Here is a 16,342-nt window from a genome sequence, read left to right as displayed (position 1 = left end):
ACGGGCCGCCGACCTGGGGTTACTTTTGAGACATGGACAGCGCGATCGGGGTCCTCGGCTTTCTCATCGGGGTCTCCGGGGGCCTGTTCCTGCTCATCGTCCTGCTTGTGACGATGCCCGGCAGGATGCGCGACAGGGCCGCGAGGAGCACATCGGCGGGTGCGGTCTGGCTGGGGGGACCGTTCGGCAGCGAGCGCGGGGTCAGCGATGTCGTCCTGGTGCTGACGGAGCGGCGTCCGAGCCTGCCTCCGGCGCCTGAGGCAGACTGGGTCTCGCTCGCGGAGACCGCCGAGCCGGGGCGGCACACCGGTGGAGCGTCGGCGGCCTGGTGAGGCCCGGCGAGAGCCGGTGAAGGCGAGGTACGGAGATGCTGACCCTGACCTCGACAGAGGGGGACGACGTCCGCGGGGCCCTGCGCACCGCGGAGCGGCTCACCGGACTGCGCTTCGCCGCCTACCTCGGGCCGGCGATCGGCCCGCGCCGTCACTTCTCGGAGCGGCTGCACGCCGCGCTGGGAGAGGAGGCCGACAGGGCGGTGCTCGTCTTCGTGGACCATCCCGGGAGGGCGCTGGAGATCGTCACAGGTCCGCGGGCCAGGGCGTGGCTGCCCGACGCCGAATGCCGCGCGGTCGCGATGTCGATGGCCGCGATCCTCGGCCTGGGCGACCTGGTGGGCGGGGTGGTCACCGGAGTCCTGCTACTGGCGGACCGGGCGTCGCGGCGCGGATGATCCGTTCGCGCTGAGCGAAGATGATTTTCCCGGATAATCGGCTCGTGCTGAGGATCAGGTGGGACGCGCTGCTGGGTCGCTCTTCCAGGGGGTTCACGGCGGCGCGGGAGCCCGACATGATCATCGGCTACGTGCAGGAGGCAGCCGCCGATGTCCGGGCGAAGGTCCGCAGGGAGGACGAGACGGCGGTCATCCTGCTGGTCACGACGGGCGCGGCAGCCGGTACCGTCGTCGCCGGGCTGCTGAACGGGTACTGGAGGCCCGGCGAGCTGTCCAGCAGGATCGAATGGCTCTGGTGGACCGGCATGTTCTTCTGGCTGATGGGGATCCTCATGCTGGTCGGAGCCCTCTACCGCCGTACCGCGAGGCTGGCGGGCAGGACGCTGGAGAGACGCCGGTTCTATCCCGGGGGGTTCGGCGGCGAGGTACGGCCGGGACCGAGGTCCGGCGACAGGGTCGACCTGCTCGTCCTGGAGATCAGGAGGCTCAGCGCCGTCGGAGACGCCAAGCAGCGCTACATCCGCCGGGGCGTCTGGCTGATGCTGCTCTCCATCACCTGCTGCGCGCTGTCGGTGTTCGTCAGCCGGTTGCTCTGATCCGCTCCGCCGTCAGTGCCGGCTCAGTGCCGGCTCAGCGTCGGCTCAGGGCCGGTTCAGGGCCGGTTCAGGGCTGGAGAAGCCGCACCAGGTGGCTGCTGATGTCCGTCAGCAGTGTCGAGGGCGTCACCGGGGCGCTCGCGACGGCGGAGAACAGGGCCGGCAGCCCCGGCAGGGGGAAGCCGTCGTCACCGGAGGCCTCGGCGCCCACCTCGTTCTTGGCCAGGATGGTCCGGCTGCGCTCCCAGGCCTCGATGACCTCCTCGGGAGAGGGCACGCCGAACCCGTGGCCCACCGGAGCGGCGTGGCGCAGCCGCACCAGCGGGGTCTCGGCGAAGGCCAGCGCCACACCGGCACGCAGGGCGAGGTCGTCGCGGCGGTCCGCTCGTACCCAGTCCATCGCGGTGCAGGGGCTGCGGCAGTCGGCCACGCAGGTGGCCAGCGCCCCGGCGACCTGGCTGTGCTGGCGGTCGAAGTAGGCGCGCCACCCCTCGGCGGGCTCTCCCGCCACGCGCAGTGTCCGGTTGACCGCCGACTGCTCGGCCTTCGTGTGATCGCACTCGCGGTCGCCGATCACCCCGAACCTGCTGTCCGGCGCGGTCAGGCCCTCCGGCCAGCGCGCGGGATCACCGGCGTTGCCGAGTACCGGCTCGAATGCGAGCAGCGGGAGATACTCGCTGGCGATGTGGATGGCGGCGACCATGGGGCTCAGCTCGCGACGGTGCCACCTGACCGCGATGACCTCCAGCAGCAGCCCGTACGCGGGCCGCAGCGACTCCAGCGCGCCGCGTGGCTGCTCGCGGGGTGTCTGTGGCATCGTGCAGGCCCGAGCCCGCCGCCGTAGGTCACCCGGTACGGCCCGCGCCTCGGCGGCGAAGTCCTCCGCGTCGAGCGAGAGCAGTCGCTGGCCGAACTCGCACGCCGCCTCGATGTCGCCCGCCTCCTCCACGACACCGGAGGCGAGGGCTCCGACATCACCAAAGGCGTACCTCCTGGCCAGGGAGACGAGCAGATCACGTGCCGATTCCACGGGGTTGCCCTCTCTTGACTTCGCTTTCCGGGGCCGGAGCCCGGAGTCTTCACCTCCGGCGAGATCTCGATGACCGGACGGAGCCGGACATGAGGTGTTTCTTGCGGTTGACACCTATCTCTACCAGCGTTCGCCCCGAGGTGCTCAGGGCCGCCTGGCCTCAGCGGCCCGTGACGGCGCACCGGACGGACACCCCTCGCCGTCCTGGCGGGGAGTGTCCGTCCGGTCTCAGCGGCGAGGTCAGCCCGTGGAGGCGTCCTTGGCCTGGGCGCGCAGGGCGCGGCCGATACCGTCGGCGCCTTCGAGCAGCAGGCGCCGCAGGGCGTGCGGCGGCTGGTCGGCCGAGATGAAGTCCTGGGTCCTGGCGACCGTCTCGGGGGAGATGACCAGAGCCGGGTAGCAGCCGTTGGCGAAGTTCTGAGCGCTGTCGGAGGTCCAGGACTGCCAGATCCTGCCGACCTCCTCGAAGTACTTCGCCGCGTACGGCTCCAGCAGCTCCGGGTGGCGCGCGTCCATGAAGCCGAGGATCGTCGAGCGGAGCAGCGCGCCGCTCAGCTGGCCCTCGATGATCGCGGCCCAGGCGTTCGCCTTGCCCTGGGCTGTCGGGATCGAGGCACGGGAGAGCGCGGCGGAACGCTCGCCCGTCGCGGTGGCGTCGCGCAGCAACTCCTGAGCGATGTCCTCCTCGCCGAGCAGGCCGCCGGAGACCAGGGCGTTGGTCAGCGTCCAGCGCAGGTCGGCGTCGACGGTGAGGCCGTCGAGCACGGTCTCACCGTCCAGCAGCCCCTTCAGGAACGCCAGGTCCTCGGTTGAGGTGCCGGCGGCCGCCAGCGCGTTCAGGTAGGCGAGCTGGTAGTCGGAGCCGGGGGCGGCACCGGTGACCAGGTCGCGCAGCGTGGAGGCCAGCCGGGCCATGCCCTGGGCGCGCCAGGCGGGGTCGGCGTACTGCTGGAGGGCCAGGCGGGTCTGGCGGAGCACGGTCTGGGCGACCGTGATGTCGGTGATCGACTTGATCCCGGAGACGGCCAGGGCGAGATAGTCGCGGGCGGACATCTCGGCGTCCCGGGTCATGTCCCAGGCGGCCGACCAGCACAGCGCACGGGGCAGGGACTCGGTGAACTTGCCGATGCCGCCGTTCACCACGGTCTGCAGCGACCGCTCGTCGAGCCTGACCTTGGCGTAGGTCAGGTCGTCGTCGTTGATCAGGATCAGGTCCGGCTGTACCTCGCCGACCAGCTCGGCCACCGCGGTGCGCGCGCCGACCACGTCCAGCTCGACTCGCCTCACCCGGACCAGCCTGTCGTCCCGCAGGGAGTACAGGCCGATGGCCACGCGGTGCGAGCGCAGCGTCGGGTAGTCGGCGGGGGCCTCCTGGAGCACGTCGAACTCGATGAAACGGCCCTCGGGGTCGGTGGTGAACGACGGGCGTAGCGTGTTGACCCAGGAGGTCTCCAGCCACTCCTTCGACCAGGAGGACAGGTCGCGCCCCGAGGTGCGCTCCAGCGCGCCGAGCAGGTCCGCGAGCGTGGTGTTGCCCCAGGCGTGCTCGCGGAAGTAGTCGCGTACCCCGGCCAGGAAGTTGTCCAGCCCCACGTAGGCGACGAGCTGCTTGAGGACCGAGGCGCCCTTGGCGTACGTGATCCCGTCGAAGTTGACCTCGACCGCGTGCATGTCGACGATGTCGGCGGCGATCGGGTGGGTCGAGGGCAGCTGGTCCTGGCGGTAGGCCCAGGACTTCTCGACGTTGGCGAAGGTGGTCCAGGCGCCCTGGCCCCAGCGGGTGGCCTCGGCCTGGCAGAGCACCGAGGCGTAGGTGGCGAACGACTCGTTCAGCCACAGGTCGTCCCACCAGCGCATGGTGACCAGGTCACCGAACCACATGTGCGCCATCTCGTGCAGGATCGTCTCGGCGCGGCGCTCGATCATCGCGTCGGTGACGCGCGAACGGAAGACGTAGTCCTCCAGGAAGGTCACGCAGCCCGCGTTCTCCATCGCCCCGGCGTTGAACTCGGGGACGAAGAGCTGGTCGTACTTCCCGAACGGGTAGCGGACGCCGAAGATCTCGTGGAAGAAGTCGAAGCCCTGCCTGGTCACCTCGAAGAGGTTCTCCGGGTCGAGGTGCTCGGCGAGCGAGGCCCGGCAGTACAGGCCCAGCGGGATGCCGTCGTGCTCGGAGGTCACCTTGTGGTACGGCCCGGCGCACAGCGCGGTGATGTAGGTCGACATCACCGGGGTGGGCGGGAAGTGCCAGCGCTTGGCCGCCTGGAGCGCACCGTGCTTGCCATGGTGCTCCGCCAGCTCCTCGGCCGAGTCGGGCGCCGCGTTGGAGATGACCTCCCAGTGGGACGGCGCGAGCACGGTCAGCTCGAAGGTGGCCTTCAGGTCGGGCTGGTCGAAGCACGTGTACATCCGGTGCGCGTCGGCCGTCTCGAACTGGCTGTACAGATAGACGCTCTTGTCGACCGGATCGACGAAGCGGTGCAGGCCCTCGCCGGTGCGGGTGTAGGAACAGTCGGCGTCCACGCGCAGTTCGTTGGTCTCGGCCAGACCCGGCAGCGGCAGCCGCCCGGTCTCCAGGTCATAGCCGCTCACGTCCAGCTCGACGCCGTTCAGGACCGCCTTGCGCACCTTCGCGCCGGCCAGGTCGACGAACGTCTCGGCACCCGGGCGGGTGCTGGTGAAGCGGACCGTGGTGACGCTCTCGAAGCGCTCCTCACCTTCGGTCAGGTCGAGCTCCACCGCATAGGACTGCACGCTGAGCAGCCGTGCGCGCTCGCGCGCCTCGTCACGGGTCAGATTGCCTGCCACTACCGCTCCCTCTTCACAACTTCCCCCGCTTCGTTGCTAGGGGGTGACTGAATCCTGCCACGTAAGGCCGCGACGCGCGGCGTTGGCACAACCTGTAGGACGATCATTAAATTTGAGAATAAAGCCACATGTAAAGGTATTAATCCACCCATGGAATAGGGAACTTGGCTGCCCGGGTTGTGACTGTCGACGAAGCCTTGCGATCAGGAAGCCGAGAAGATGACTGAGCGAATCCCCGTTGACCTCTGGTTTGACCCCTTTTGCCCGTTTGCGTGGATGACCTCTCGCTGGCTGCTGGAAGTGGAGAAGGTGCGGCCGATCGAGCCGCGCTGGCACATCATGAGCCTCAACGTGCTGAACGAGGACAAGGAGATCCCCGACAGCTACCGGGAGATGATCGCCAAGGCCATCGGCCCGGTCCGAGTGGTCACCGCCGTGCAGGAGAAGTACGACTCCGAGACGGTGGGCCGCCTCTACACCGAGCTTGGTACCCGCTTTCACAACCAGGGCAGGGTCAAGGAGCTCGACACGCTCCGCGAGACCGTCGAGGAGGCGCTGGAGGCCGCCGGGCTCGACCGCGCGTTCGCCGACGCGATGGACTCGACGGAGTTCGACGAGGCACTGCGCGCCTCGCACAACGACGGCATCGACCGGGTCGGCCAGGAGGTCGGCACCCCGGTGATTTCGGTCGAGGGCGTCGCCTTCTTCGGCCCGGTCATCTCGCCCGCGCCCAAGGGCGAGGACGCGGGCAAGCTCTGGGACGGGGTACGGCTGGTCGCGGCCACCGACGGCTTCTTCGAGCTCAAGCGGTCCAGGGACCGGCGTCCGATCTTCGACTGATCCGCGGCTCCGCCCTTTCTCCGGCCCGCCGGACTCGACCGCGGCGGGCCGGAGCCGGGCACGCTCGGCCTCCCCGGAGCCGTGAGGAGGGAACCGGGGCCGAGGTCCGCCGGGCCGGCGGAATCGCGGTTCTGTCTCCGTACAACGATGATCTCTGTGTGATCGCGGTACCCGCCGTGCCCTCGCGAAACAGGGGCACGCGCGCAAGGATGAGGGGCATGCGTCACCTTTATCTGGATGGAGCCTGGCAGCCCTCCGCGTCGGGCGAGAGCATTGACGTGATCAACCCGGCGACCGAGGAGCTGATCGACAGGGTGCCCGCCGGGACGCCCGCCGACGTCGAGGTCGCCGTGGCCGCCGCCCGCGAGGCCTTCCCCTCCTGGTCGGCGACGGCCCCCGCCGAGCGAGGCCGGATCCTCACCGCCGCCGCCGGGCTGATACGAGAACGCTCCGACCAGATAGCCAGGATCATCGCTACGGACATGGGCGCGCCGTACGGCGTGGCGATGAGGGTGCAGACGCTGATGCCGGCCGGGGTGCTGGCCTCCTACGCCCAGCTGGCCGAGACCTACGACTTCGAGGGCGGGCAGGTCGGCAACTCCCGCGTCTTCAGGGAGCCGGTCGGGGTGGTCGCCGCCATCACCCCCTGGAACTACCCTCTCCACCAGGTCGTCTGCAAGGTGGGCGCCGCGCTCGCCGCGGGCTGCACCGTCGTGCTGAAGCCCAGCGAGGTGGCCCCGCTGGCGGCCTTCGCGCTTGCCGGGATCTTCGACGAGGTCGGGTTGCCCGCCGGGGTCTTCAACATGCTCAGCGGTTACGGCCCGGTGGTGGGTGAGGCCCTGGTCACCCACCCGGAGGTGGACATGGTGTCGTTCACCGGTTCCACCGGGGCCGGGCGCCGGGTCGCCTCGCTCGCGGCCGAGACGATCAAGCGGGTGGCCCTGGAGCTCGGCGGCAAGTCCGCCAGCCTGGTCCTGCCGGACGCGGACCTTCCGGCGGCGGCCAAGGCGACGGTGGCCAACGCCTTCCTCAACTCCGGCCAGACCTGCTCGGCCTGGACTCGCATGATCGTCCACCGGGACCAGTACGACGAGGTGGTCCGTCTCGTCGTCGACGCCGCGCGGAAGTACCCGGTCGGCGACCCCTTCGACGAGACGACCCGGCTCGGCCCGCTCGTGTCGGCGGCCCAGCGTGACCGGGTGATCCGCTACATCAACCGAGGCCAGGAGGAAGGTGCCCGGCTGGTCACCGGAGGCACCGACCGGCCGATGGAGCGCGGTTTCTACGTGGAGCCCACGGTGTTCGCCGGGGTGGAGCCGGGGATGGTGATCGAGCAGGAGGAGATCTTCGGTCCGGTCCTCACGATCATTCCCTACACCCGGGGTGAGGACGAGGCCGTCGCCATCGCCAACGGCACCCCGTACGGCCTGGCCGGCGCGGTGTGGGCGGGTAGCGAGCAGCGCGCGGTCGAGGTGGCACGACGGCTGCGCACCGGCCAGGTGGCGATCAACGGCGGTCAGTTCAATCCGCGAGCCCCCTTCGGCGGCTACAGGCAGTCGGGCCTCGGCCGCGAGCTGGGCGAGTTCGGCCTTGAGGAGTATCTGGAGATCAAGGCGATCCAGTTCTGAGGGCGCCGGGCGCGGCTGTCCGCGCCCGGCCGGCCCCGCCGGATCAGGGCGCCTGGAGCAGAACCTTCCTGGCGGCGTCCTTGGCCAGCCGGTCCACGTAGAGCATGCCGTCGAGGTGGTCGGTCTCGTGCTGGAAGCAGCGTGCCAGCAGGCCGCGGGCCCTGAGCCGGATCGGCCGCCCCAGCCGGTCCAGGCCGCTTACCGTCACGCCGGCGGCCCGGGGCGTTCTGGCGTAGAGCGGGGTGCCGGTCTCGCGGCTGGGAACGGACAGGCAGCCCTCCTCGTCGAGGACCTCGGAGTCGTCGTCCACGGTCAGCTCAGGGTTGATCACGTGCCCTTTGCGGTTGCTGCAGTCGTAGACGAAGATCCTTTTCGACACGCCGATCTGCGGGCCCGCCAGGCCGACGCCCTGCGCGGCGTACATCACGTCGAACATCTCGTCGATCATGCGCCGCAGGTCGCGGTCGAACTCGGTGATCGGCTCGGCGGGCGTGCGCAGGACGGGGTCACCGACCACTCGGATGTCACGCATGTGGAGTTCTCTCTTGTAAGGGTTAGGTGAGCATAGGGACTATTACTCTAGCCGGGGCCGGGTAAAGCCGCCCGCGCACACCTGCGAAACTGGGTGGGTGCGTGTCTACATCGGTGCCGACCATGCCGGCTATGAGCTCAAAAACCACATCGTCTCCTGGTTGGAGGAGAACGGCCACGATGTGGTGGACTGCGGTCCCTTCGTCTACGACGCGGAGGACGACTACCCGCCGTTCGTGCTGCGCGCGGCCCAGGGCGTCGTGGACGACCCGGGCAGCCTGGGGGTCGTCATCGGTGGTTCGGGCAACGGCGAGCAGATCGCGGCCAACAAGGTGCGCGGCATCCGCGCCGCCCTGGCCTGGAGCGAGGAGACCGCCAGGCTCGCCCGCGAGCACAACAACGCCAACGTCGTCAGCGTCGGCGCGCGGATGCACCCGGAGGAGGAGGCGACCCGGTTCGTCGAGGTCTTCCTCGACACCTCGTACTCCGGGGCCGAGCGCCACAACCGCCGGATCGCGCAGCTCACCTCGTACGAGACCATCGGCCAGCTCCCGCCGCTGCCGTAGTCCTCACCGCCTGCGCGTGGGCTCCTTGCGGGGCGTCTCGTCGCGCAGCGGGCGGCGGTCCGCGCTGTCCTGCTGCTCCTGTGTCGGGCGGGAGACATCCCGCGCCCGCATCGCGATGATCGTGTTGATCTGCAAGCTCTGCAGTGCCATGCCGCAACCATAACCCGCCCGGCCCGTCCGGGCGGGTCCACTCCGGGTCCGGCCTGATCGGCGGGCTGGACGGCCGTGGCCGTGGTCAGAAGATCGTGCCGCCCCAGGGGGCGGGATCCCACGACATCGCGGTGGACAGTTCCCGCAGGGCCCCCGCGCGCGACTCGCGTACCACTCCCGCCGCCAGCAGGGCCGCCAGCGGGCGCCCGCCCAGGTAGGCCGCGCCCAGCACGGAGACCGGCAGTGCCAGGTCGGCCGGATCGTCGCAGGGCACGCAGCGGGCGGCGGAGGTGTCGGCGGTCAGCCGCCAGCGGCGCGCGTTCCACGGGCAGACGTCGTCCTCGACGTCGATCACCACGTCCACCGGAGCGGAGTAGCGGCGGGCCGGAAGGGCCCGCTCGACGTCCACGACGCGGATCCACAGCTCGTCCAGCCAGCGCGCGTGGAGCATGCGGGGTTCGGCCAGCAGGTGGATCAGCGGGTCGTCCGAGGGACGGTTCCTGGAGGTGACGTGCGAGACCAGGTCGCGGTCCAGGACGTGCCGCCAGAGCAGTGCGTAGGCGGCGGGATCAAGGCCGAACAGCTCCTTGATCTGCAGTTCGCCGTCGGGGACGTCATCCTCGGTCCAGCTCTGCCTGATCCTGAAGAGCGCGTAGCCCCGCGGACCGGCGTCGTCCTCGACGACCACGGCGCGCAGCGGTCCGGCGCCGCCCTGGTCGGCCTCGTGGTCGCTCAGCACCGAGTTCCAGCGCCCGGGCGTGCGGGCGTACAGTCCCGGACGCTCGTCGAGCGCCGACTCGTGGATCTTCTCGAAGGTGGCCCTGGCGTCCGCGGGCCTGACGACGCGCAGCCGCAGGCCCGGATCGGCGGGGGCGTGCCGGGTGAAGGCCGCCTTCGCCGTGGGGATCCGGAAGACCAGGCTGTCCGCGGCCCTGCCGTAGCCGTAACGTCCGTAGATCGCGGCCTCGGAGGCGTAGAGCGCGGCGACCGCCTCGCCCCGCTCGTGCAGATCGGACAGCTGGCGGGTCATCAGTGAGGAGAGGACTCCCCGGCGGCGATGGGAGGGCAGCACGCCGACCGCGGTGACGCCGCCGACCGGCATCGGGCCGCCGGGCACGGTCATGGTGAAACTGCACACCGCCGTGGTGCCCACGAGCAGATCGCCGTCGAACACCCCGAGCGAGCGGTCGAACTCGGTGACACCTCTGTACAGCTCCGCCCGGTGCGGGGGGACGGGAGCGTTGAACGCCTCCTCGTCGACGGTCGTCCAACCTGACCACTCGGCTTCGGTGATCGGACGCAGGCTAAGAGTCATTTTTCACACGGTAGATGGGACAAACAGTTCCCGCCAGCTAATATCCACGCTTAGTGATCAAGGCATTGGTCAAGTCGGCTGCCCAAATGGGGGATAGCCAGATACAGTCAGGCGCATCATGAGTTCCCGTCCGGTGCCGCTGCTTCCCCCGGCGGTCCGCGCGTTCCTGGTCCGCATCCCGCTTCTCGTCCCCATCGTGCGCCTGCTGCGCCGGGGCCCCCTGGCGCGCGACCGAAACCTGCTCATCACGCTGATCCTGCTGACCCTGTTGATCGGTGTGCTGGCCGCGAAGGTCTCCATGGAGTGGTTCTCCCCGGCGCTCATGATCCCGATCACCCTGGTGGCCGGGCTTCAGCTCCGGCTGAACAGTCTGGTCAAGCTGCTGTGCGCGGTCGCGGCCTCGCTGATCTACGTGGCCGTGGTGCGCGGGGTGGACTACATCGGCCCCGGCCTGCTGGTCACCTTCGGTTTCACCGCCGTGCTGGCCGCGCTGATGGCCCGTACCCGGGGCAAGCTCGGCGTGCAGGGCCTGCGCGGCGACGCGATGCTGCTGGAACTGCGCGACCGTCTCAAGAGCCAGAGCGACCTGCCCTCGCTGCCCAAGGAGTGGGGCTCCAAGGTGGTGCTCAAGCAGGCCGGAGGATCCTCCTTCGGCGGTGACTTCCTGGTCTCCATCCGCGAGGGCGACACGATGGAGCTCGCCCTGGTCGACGTGTCGGGCAAGGGCGTCGACGCGGGCACCCGGGCACTGCTGCTGTCGGGCACCTTCGGCGGGCTGCTCGGCTCGGTCGACGACTTCCTGCCCGCCTGCAACACCTACCTGCACCGCCAGCGCGAGGCCGAGGGCTTCGTCACCGCGGTCCACCTGCGGCTCAACCTCGCGACGGGCGAGTACGTCATCACCTCGGCCGGTCATCCCCCGGTGGTCAAGTACGAGTCGGGCGCGGGAACGTGGCGGGTCTCCACGGCCAAGGGCGTCGTCCTCGGCGTCGTACCCGACCTGCACTGCGAGGCGGACCAGGGGATGCTCCGCAAGGGCGACGCGCTCATGCTCTACACCGACGGCCTGATCGAGCAGCCGGGGCGCGACATCGACGCGGGCCTCGACCGCCTGCTGGGAGAGGCCGAGCGCCTGGTGCCCTCCGGGTTCCGCGATGGTGCCCGTAACCTGGTCACCTCCATGTCGGCGGGGCACAACGACGACTGCGCCCTCATCCTCATCTGGCGCCCCTGAGGTGTGAAAGGCGTCAGAGCCAACCGGAGTCGACGGCGACACGCACGGCGTCGAGACGGTTGCGGGCCTGGGTCTTGCACATGATCCGTGACAGGTGGTTGCGGACCGTTCCCACGGAGAGAAACAGTTGGCCGGCGATCTCGCCGGGCCTGGCGCCCCGCGCGACCAGCCGGAGCACGTCGAGCTCCCGGCGGGTCAGGGGGTTGTCCGCCGACCTCAGGGCCGCCACCGCGAGTTCGGAGTCGACCGCGCGGCGGCCGGCCGCGACCCGGCGGACGCCGTCGGCCAGTTGCCCGGGGTCGACCTCCAGGCTCATGAAACCGAGCGCGTGGGCGGCGAAGGCGCGGCGGACCTGGCCCGGGTTCGGGGCGCGGGAGAGCAGCAGGACACTGCAGCGGGGAGCCTCCTCGTGCAGCCGGAGGGCGGTGGTGAAACCGTCGGCCCCCGGCAGGTCGAGGGCGATGACCGCGGTCTCGGGCGCGTACCGCAGCACGGCGGGGACGACGTCCTCGCCGTCGGCCACGTCGGCCACCACCCGCATGTCGCTCTCGCCCTCCAGCGACGCCACCAGCCCGCGCCGTATCAGGGGTAGGTGTTCGGCAACCAAAATTCCGATCAAAACGCTCCGATCTCTCGTCCTCACCATCATCAAAGAGTGATTGTATGATCGCTTAATGTCAATGAAGTGTGGCTGATCGGCAAAGTGTCCGCACGTGACTCGATGAGGAACGGGGCCGTGAAGGCCGGATACTTCGGCTAATCTCTTATGGGGCATTGTCGGTGAAACCGCGATGGGAGTATGAACCTGTGAGCTGGCTCTCCGTGGTCGGAGTCGTTGTGTTCCTGGTGGGACTGATGGTGTCGATCGGGCTGCACGAGATCGGCCACCTGGTGCCGGCCAAGCTGTTCGGCGTCAAGGTCACCCAGTACATGGTCGGTTTCGGCCCGACGATGTGGTCGCGCCGCAAGGGCGAAACCGAGTACGGGATCAAGTGGCTCCCGCTCGGCGGCTACATCCGGATGATCGGCATGCTGCCGCCCCGGCCCACCGACGCCCCGGGCAAGGTGCGCTCGGTCTCCACCGGGCCGTGGCAGGGCCTGATCGAGAACGCGCGTGACGTGGCGCTGGAGGACGTGCGGCCGGGCGACGAGAACCGGGTGTTCTACCGCAAGCCCTGGTGGCAGAAGGTCATCATCATGTCCGGCGGTCCGGCGATGAACTTCATGCTGGCGTTCATCCTGTTCGGCGTCGTGCTCATGGGATTCGGCATCCCCGTGCAGAAGACCGAGATCGCCTCGATCCCGCAGTGCGTGAAGACCGCGGCCGACTACGCCAAGAACCAGGAGTGCACCGCGGCCGACAGGCCCAGCCCGGCCAGCGTGGCGGGGCTGAGGCCGGGGGACGTCATCGTGGCCGTGGCGGGCAGGCCCGCCGCGAGCTGGGACGCCGCGACGCGGGCCATCCGCGACCACGGCGCGGGGCCGATCGCGATCGGTATCAGGCGCGGGGGGCAGGAGTTGACCGTCAACGCCACCCTCATCGCCCAGGACCGCGAGTCGCTCGACGAGCCCGGCAAGATCGAAAAAGGTGTCGGATACCTCGGGGTCAGCCCGAAGATCGCCATAGAGCAGCAGAGCCTCGGCGCCGTGACCGAGCACATGTGGGACCTCACCTCGGCCACCGCCTCCGCGTTGGTCAGGCTCCCCGAGAAGATGGTGGGCGTCTGGAACGCCGCCTTCTCCGGTGACGAGCGTGACAAGAACGGCCCGATCGGCGTCATCGGCGTCAGCCGCATCGGCGGTGAGATCGCCGCCTCCGCGATCCCGCTGGAGAACAAGATCGTCGTCTTCATCAACCTGCTGGCGGGCTTCAACCTGGCGATCGGCCTGTTCAACCTGATCCCGTTGCTCCCGCTGGACGGCGGCCACATCGCCGGTGGCCTCTGGGAGGGCCTCAAGCGCGGCTTCGCGCGCGTCGCCCGCCGCCCCACCCCCGGCCACGTCGACATCGCCAAGGCGCTTCCGCTCACGTACGCGATCGCCTTCCTGATGGTCATCATGGCGGGTCTGCTGATGTACGCCGATCTGGTCAACCCGGTCCGCCTGGCCGGCTGACCGTCTTCTGGCGGGGGGCTCCCGTCGCCCTCCGCAGGCGTTAGGGTGGCGCCGTGAACGAGGGGACGCCCGGAGCGATGATCGATGTGGCCCTGTTTCGGCTCCGCCGGATCTGGTCGCGGCCACTGCGCGTGCGCAGGGCCGAAGAGCCGCAGCGGCCGGTGCAGATGTCGAACGTCATGGTCGTGCACGCCGTGCACAAGCTGAGCCTGGACGTGCCCGAGGTGACCGTGGGTGCCGTGGCCGAGCAGTTGGACGTTGATCCCTCCACCGCCAGCAGGCTGGTCAACGACGCGATCGGCGCGGGGCTCGTGGAGCGCGAGGAGTCGGCCGTGGACGCCAGGCGGGCCAGGCTCGTGCTGAGCGAGCGGGGCCGCCGCGTGCTGGAGGTGGTGGTCCGCCACCGGCGCACCTACCTGGACGGCCTGATGGCCGACTGGGACGAGCAGGACCGCGAGGTCTTCGCCCGGCTCCTGACCCGTTTCGCCGATGCCGCCATCGCCCGTCCGGCGAGCCCGGCCAACCTCGACCGGCTGATCGCCGAGACGCTGGCGGAGACCCCCGCCTCCAGCTGAGCCGCCCGCTGCCGGCCCGCCTGGTTTCCGGCGGGCCCCGCCTACTCCCCGGCGACCCCGTCGATCCGCTCGCGGATGATGTCGGCGTGGCCGTTGTGCCGGGCGTACTCCTCGATCATGTGGACGAGGATCCAGCGCAGCGATACGTCGTGGCCGTGGCGTTGCGCCTTGCCCACGGTGTCGACGGGGAGCCCGGCGGACACCTCGCGAGAGTGGGCGATCTCCTCCCGCCAGCGGGCGAAGGCCTGCTCCGTCGTGGTCGTCTCCAGGGTGTCGAAGTCGCCGTCGGGATCGTCGTCGGAATAGTAGAACGGGCCGATGTCCTCACCGTTGAGGACGTTGCGGAACCAGCTGCGCTCGACCTCGGTCATGTGGCGGACCAGACCCAGCAGGGAGAGCGTGGACGGCTCGGCGGAGCGCAGGCGAAGCTGCTCGTCCGACAGACCGGCGCATTTCACCGCCAGGGTCTCCCGGTGCCAGTCCAGCCAGGAGTGCAGCATGGTGTTCTCGTCGGTGATGAAGGGGGTGTCAACGCGTGTGTCGGTCATGGTGCCCGATCCTTTCGCCGCCGGTGGCCGTTGTCATGAGTTTTTCGCAGCCCGGCGGGCGCACGCCGGTCCGCGGAGATGCCGGCGATGAGTCGTGACGAGGGGGAGGGCTTGTCCCGGATGTAATCGTTTGATCGTAAGGTGACTCCGGTGAAGGCGATCGGGGGATACGAGCTCAGGCGTGAGCTGGGCCGGGGCGGTATGGGCGTGGTGCACCTCGCCACCACCCCGGCCGGTGGCCTGGCCGCGGTGAAGGTGATCCATCCGGAGCTGGCCGGCGACCCGGCCTTCCGGCGGCGCTTCGACCGCGAGGTCACGGCGGCGCGCAGCGTGGCCAGGTTCTGTACCGCTCCCGTGCTCGACGCCGGGATCGAGGAAGGTGCCGCCTACCTCGTCACGGAGTACGTGAGGGGACCCGACCTGGCGCAGGCCGTACGCGAGCAGGGGCCGCTGACCGGCGCCAACCTGGAGGCGCTCGCGGTCGGGATCGCCACGGCGCTGCACGCCATCCACGGGGCGGGGGTGATCCATCGCGACCTCAAGCCGTCGAACGTGCTGCTGTCGCCGCTCGGCCCGCGCGTGATCGACTTCGGTATCGCCCAGCTCGTCGACCACCAGAGCCTGACCAGCCAGACGATCATGGGTACGCCCGCCTTCATGGCCCCCGAGCAGGTGCGCGGCGAGCCGCTGACGCCCGCGATCGACGTCTACGCGTGGGGCGGGGTGATCGCGTTCGCCGGCACGGGACGACTGCCGTTCGGCGGCGGCCCGCCGCCGGAGGTCCTCTACCGGATCCTCAACGAGGGGCCGAATCTCGACGGCCTCGACGAACGCATGCGGGCCGTCGTCGAGCGGGCCATGGCCAGGGATCCCGCGCGGCGGCCGAGCGCCCAGCAGTTGCTGGACGAGCTGATCGGCGGCCGGCCGACCCCGGCGGCGGCAAGCCAGGTGGTCGAGCGAGCCTGGGCCGTCACCGGTGCGCCGGGCGGCCCTGAGGGACCGGTCACCCCGGAGACACGGCCCGGAAGGGGCACGCGGCGGTGGCCGTGGATCACGGGCGCCGCCGCGCTGCTCGTGGCGCTCCTGGCAGGCGGATGGGCCGCCTACACCGGCCTCGGCACACCGGCGCTGCCCTACCACGCGGACTTCGCCGAATCCTGGGCCGTCGGCGCGTCCGACGGTGGCAGGGCCGAGCAGGACGGCGAGTCCTACCTGCTGACCGCGAACCCCGGCTGGCGGCTGTGGAAGTCGGCGCCCTTCTCCGGCGAGCCCGCCGAGGGCATCGTGGTCAGCTCCAGGATCCGGCTGGAGCGGGGCTCGGGGGAGTTCGGCGTCTGGTGCCGCGGCGACGCGAGTACCGGTGACCGCTACGACTTCGCGGTCACCGGTTCGGGCAGCGCCTCGATCACCAAACGGCACGGCGGGCAGAGCACGGTCCTGCACGGGCCCGTACGGGTGCAGAAGTCAGCCGACAACCGGATCGTCGCCCAGTGCGAGCAGCGGGGGGACCGGGTCGCCCTGAGCATGTGGCTCAACGACGAACTGGTGAGCGAGACCGCCGACACCCGGAACCCCTACGGCCCGGGGGAAACCGGCGTCTACGCGGCGCCGGACACGGCCGAGCCCGTCCAGGTCAGGTTCCGCTCGTTCGAGCTTCGCCCGGCGAAGGGCTGAGC

17 protein-coding genes are annotated in these 16,342 nt (G+C 70.1%); 10 read left to right on the top strand and 7 right to left on the bottom strand.

Annotated elements, in window-relative coordinates:
* Positions 1–32 precede the first annotated feature (32 nt).
* From ACQP0P_RS35550 to ACQP0P_RS35540, 3 genes are read left to right on the top strand one after another with little or no spacing between them, the layout of a single operon-like run.
* Entirely contained in the window at positions 33–332 is a 300-nt protein-coding gene (locus tag ACQP0P_RS35550) for a hypothetical protein (protein WP_433363665.1), read from the top strand.
* A 35-nt stretch (positions 333–367) separates the two neighbouring features.
* Positions 368–730 carry a TPM domain-containing protein gene (locus tag ACQP0P_RS35545; RefSeq protein ID WP_433363662.1) on the top strand — a complete coding sequence of 121 codons (363 nt, stop codon included), beginning with the start codon at positions 368–370 and terminating at the stop codon, positions 728–730.
* Positions 731–774: 44 nt separating this feature from the next.
* Entirely contained in the window at positions 775–1,326 is a 552-nt protein-coding gene (locus tag ACQP0P_RS35540; RefSeq protein ID WP_433363659.1) for a hypothetical protein, read from the top strand.
* A gap of 67 nt (positions 1,327–1,393) precedes the next feature.
* Here the strand turns inward: ACQP0P_RS35540 and ACQP0P_RS35535 are convergent, their stop codons facing one another.
* Both ACQP0P_RS35535 and pepN read right to left on the bottom strand, forming a co-directional pair.
* The gene (locus ACQP0P_RS35535; protein ID WP_433363656.1) at positions 1,394–2,356 is read right to left on the bottom strand and encodes a hypothetical protein; all 963 of its coding nucleotides are present in this window, start codon (positions 2,354–2,356) and stop codon (positions 1,394–1,396) included.
* A 240-nt stretch (positions 2,357–2,596) separates the two neighbouring features.
* The gene (pepN, locus tag ACQP0P_RS35530; protein ID WP_433363653.1) at positions 2,597–5,164 is read right to left on the bottom strand and encodes an aminopeptidase N; all 2,568 of its coding nucleotides are present in this window, start codon (positions 5,162–5,164) and stop codon (positions 2,597–2,599) included.
* Positions 5,165–5,383: 219 nt separating this feature from the next.
* Between pepN and ACQP0P_RS35525 the strand changes: the two genes are divergently transcribed.
* Both ACQP0P_RS35525 and ACQP0P_RS35520 read left to right on the top strand, forming a co-directional pair.
* Complete coding sequence (locus ACQP0P_RS35525; RefSeq protein ID WP_433363650.1) at positions 5,384–6,004, top strand: mycothiol-dependent nitroreductase Rv2466c family protein; 621 nt, start codon at positions 5,384–5,386, stop codon at positions 6,002–6,004.
* Between the two features lie 218 nt (positions 6,005–6,222).
* Positions 6,223–7,632, top strand: coding sequence for an aldehyde dehydrogenase family protein (locus ACQP0P_RS35520; protein WP_433363647.1), 1,410 nt, complete (start codon positions 6,223–6,225; stop codon positions 7,630–7,632).
* A gap of 43 nt (positions 7,633–7,675) precedes the next feature.
* Here ACQP0P_RS35520 and def read toward each other — a convergent pair whose 3' ends face one another.
* Positions 7,676–8,164 (bottom strand): peptide deformylase, encoded by a 489-nt coding sequence (gene def, locus ACQP0P_RS35515; RefSeq protein ID WP_350929719.1) that lies wholly within the window; start codon positions 8,162–8,164, stop codon positions 7,676–7,678.
* A gap of 97 nt (positions 8,165–8,261) precedes the next feature.
* Between def and ACQP0P_RS35510 the strand changes: the two genes are divergently transcribed.
* Positions 8,262–8,729, top strand: a complete 468-nt coding sequence (locus ACQP0P_RS35510) for a ribose-5-phosphate isomerase (protein ID WP_433363644.1) — start codon at positions 8,262–8,264, stop codon at positions 8,727–8,729.
* Positions 8,730–8,732: 3 nt separating this feature from the next.
* Here ACQP0P_RS35510 and ACQP0P_RS35505 read toward each other — a convergent pair whose 3' ends face one another.
* Complete coding sequence (locus ACQP0P_RS35505) at positions 8,733–8,879, bottom strand: hypothetical protein (protein ID WP_433363641.1); 147 nt, start codon at positions 8,877–8,879, stop codon at positions 8,733–8,735.
* A gap of 85 nt (positions 8,880–8,964) precedes the next feature.
* Positions 8,965–10,194, bottom strand: coding sequence for a GNAT family N-acetyltransferase (locus ACQP0P_RS35500; protein ID WP_433363638.1), 1,230 nt, complete (start codon positions 10,192–10,194; stop codon positions 8,965–8,967).
* Positions 10,195–10,312: 118 nt separating this feature from the next.
* On the opposite strand from ACQP0P_RS35500, the gene ACQP0P_RS35495 reads away from it, so the two are divergent.
* A complete protein-coding gene (locus ACQP0P_RS35495) occupies positions 10,313–11,428 on the top strand; it encodes a PP2C family protein-serine/threonine phosphatase (protein ID WP_433363635.1) in 1,116 nt (371 codons plus the stop codon).
* A gap of 13 nt (positions 11,429–11,441) precedes the next feature.
* On the opposite strand, the gene ACQP0P_RS35490 is transcribed toward ACQP0P_RS35495, so the two are convergent.
* Positions 11,442–12,035, bottom strand: coding sequence for a LuxR C-terminal-related transcriptional regulator (locus ACQP0P_RS35490; protein WP_433363632.1), 594 nt, complete (start codon positions 12,033–12,035; stop codon positions 11,442–11,444).
* A 200-nt stretch (positions 12,036–12,235) separates the two neighbouring features.
* Between ACQP0P_RS35490 and ACQP0P_RS35485 the strand changes: the two genes are divergently transcribed.
* Both ACQP0P_RS35485 and ACQP0P_RS35480 read left to right on the top strand, forming a co-directional pair.
* Entirely contained in the window at positions 12,236–13,543 is a 1,308-nt protein-coding gene (locus tag ACQP0P_RS35485; protein ID WP_433363629.1) for a M50 family metallopeptidase, read from the top strand.
* A 53-nt stretch (positions 13,544–13,596) separates the two neighbouring features.
* Positions 13,597–14,118: a MarR family winged helix-turn-helix transcriptional regulator gene (locus tag ACQP0P_RS35480; protein WP_433363626.1), complete on the top strand. Its 522-nt coding sequence runs from the start codon at positions 13,597–13,599 to the stop codon at positions 14,116–14,118.
* Between the two features lie 41 nt (positions 14,119–14,159).
* Here ACQP0P_RS35480 and ACQP0P_RS35475 read toward each other — a convergent pair whose 3' ends face one another.
* Entirely contained in the window at positions 14,160–14,666 is a 507-nt protein-coding gene (locus tag ACQP0P_RS35475) for a DinB family protein (RefSeq protein ID WP_433363623.1), read from the bottom strand.
* A gap of 150 nt (positions 14,667–14,816) precedes the next feature.
* Here ACQP0P_RS35475 and ACQP0P_RS35470 point away from each other — a divergent pair, with 150 nt between their 5' ends.
* A complete protein-coding gene (locus ACQP0P_RS35470; protein ID WP_433363620.1) occupies positions 14,817–16,340 on the top strand; it encodes a serine/threonine-protein kinase in 1,524 nt (507 codons plus the stop codon).
* Positions 16,341–16,342 lie beyond the last annotated feature (2 nt).

This window comes from Streptosporangium sp. CA-115845 (assembly GCF_050943795.1).
Classification (GTDB): domain Bacteria; phylum Actinomycetota; class Actinomycetes; order Streptosporangiales; family Streptosporangiaceae; genus Streptosporangium.
This window is presented reverse-complemented; position numbering and strand designations above follow the sequence as displayed.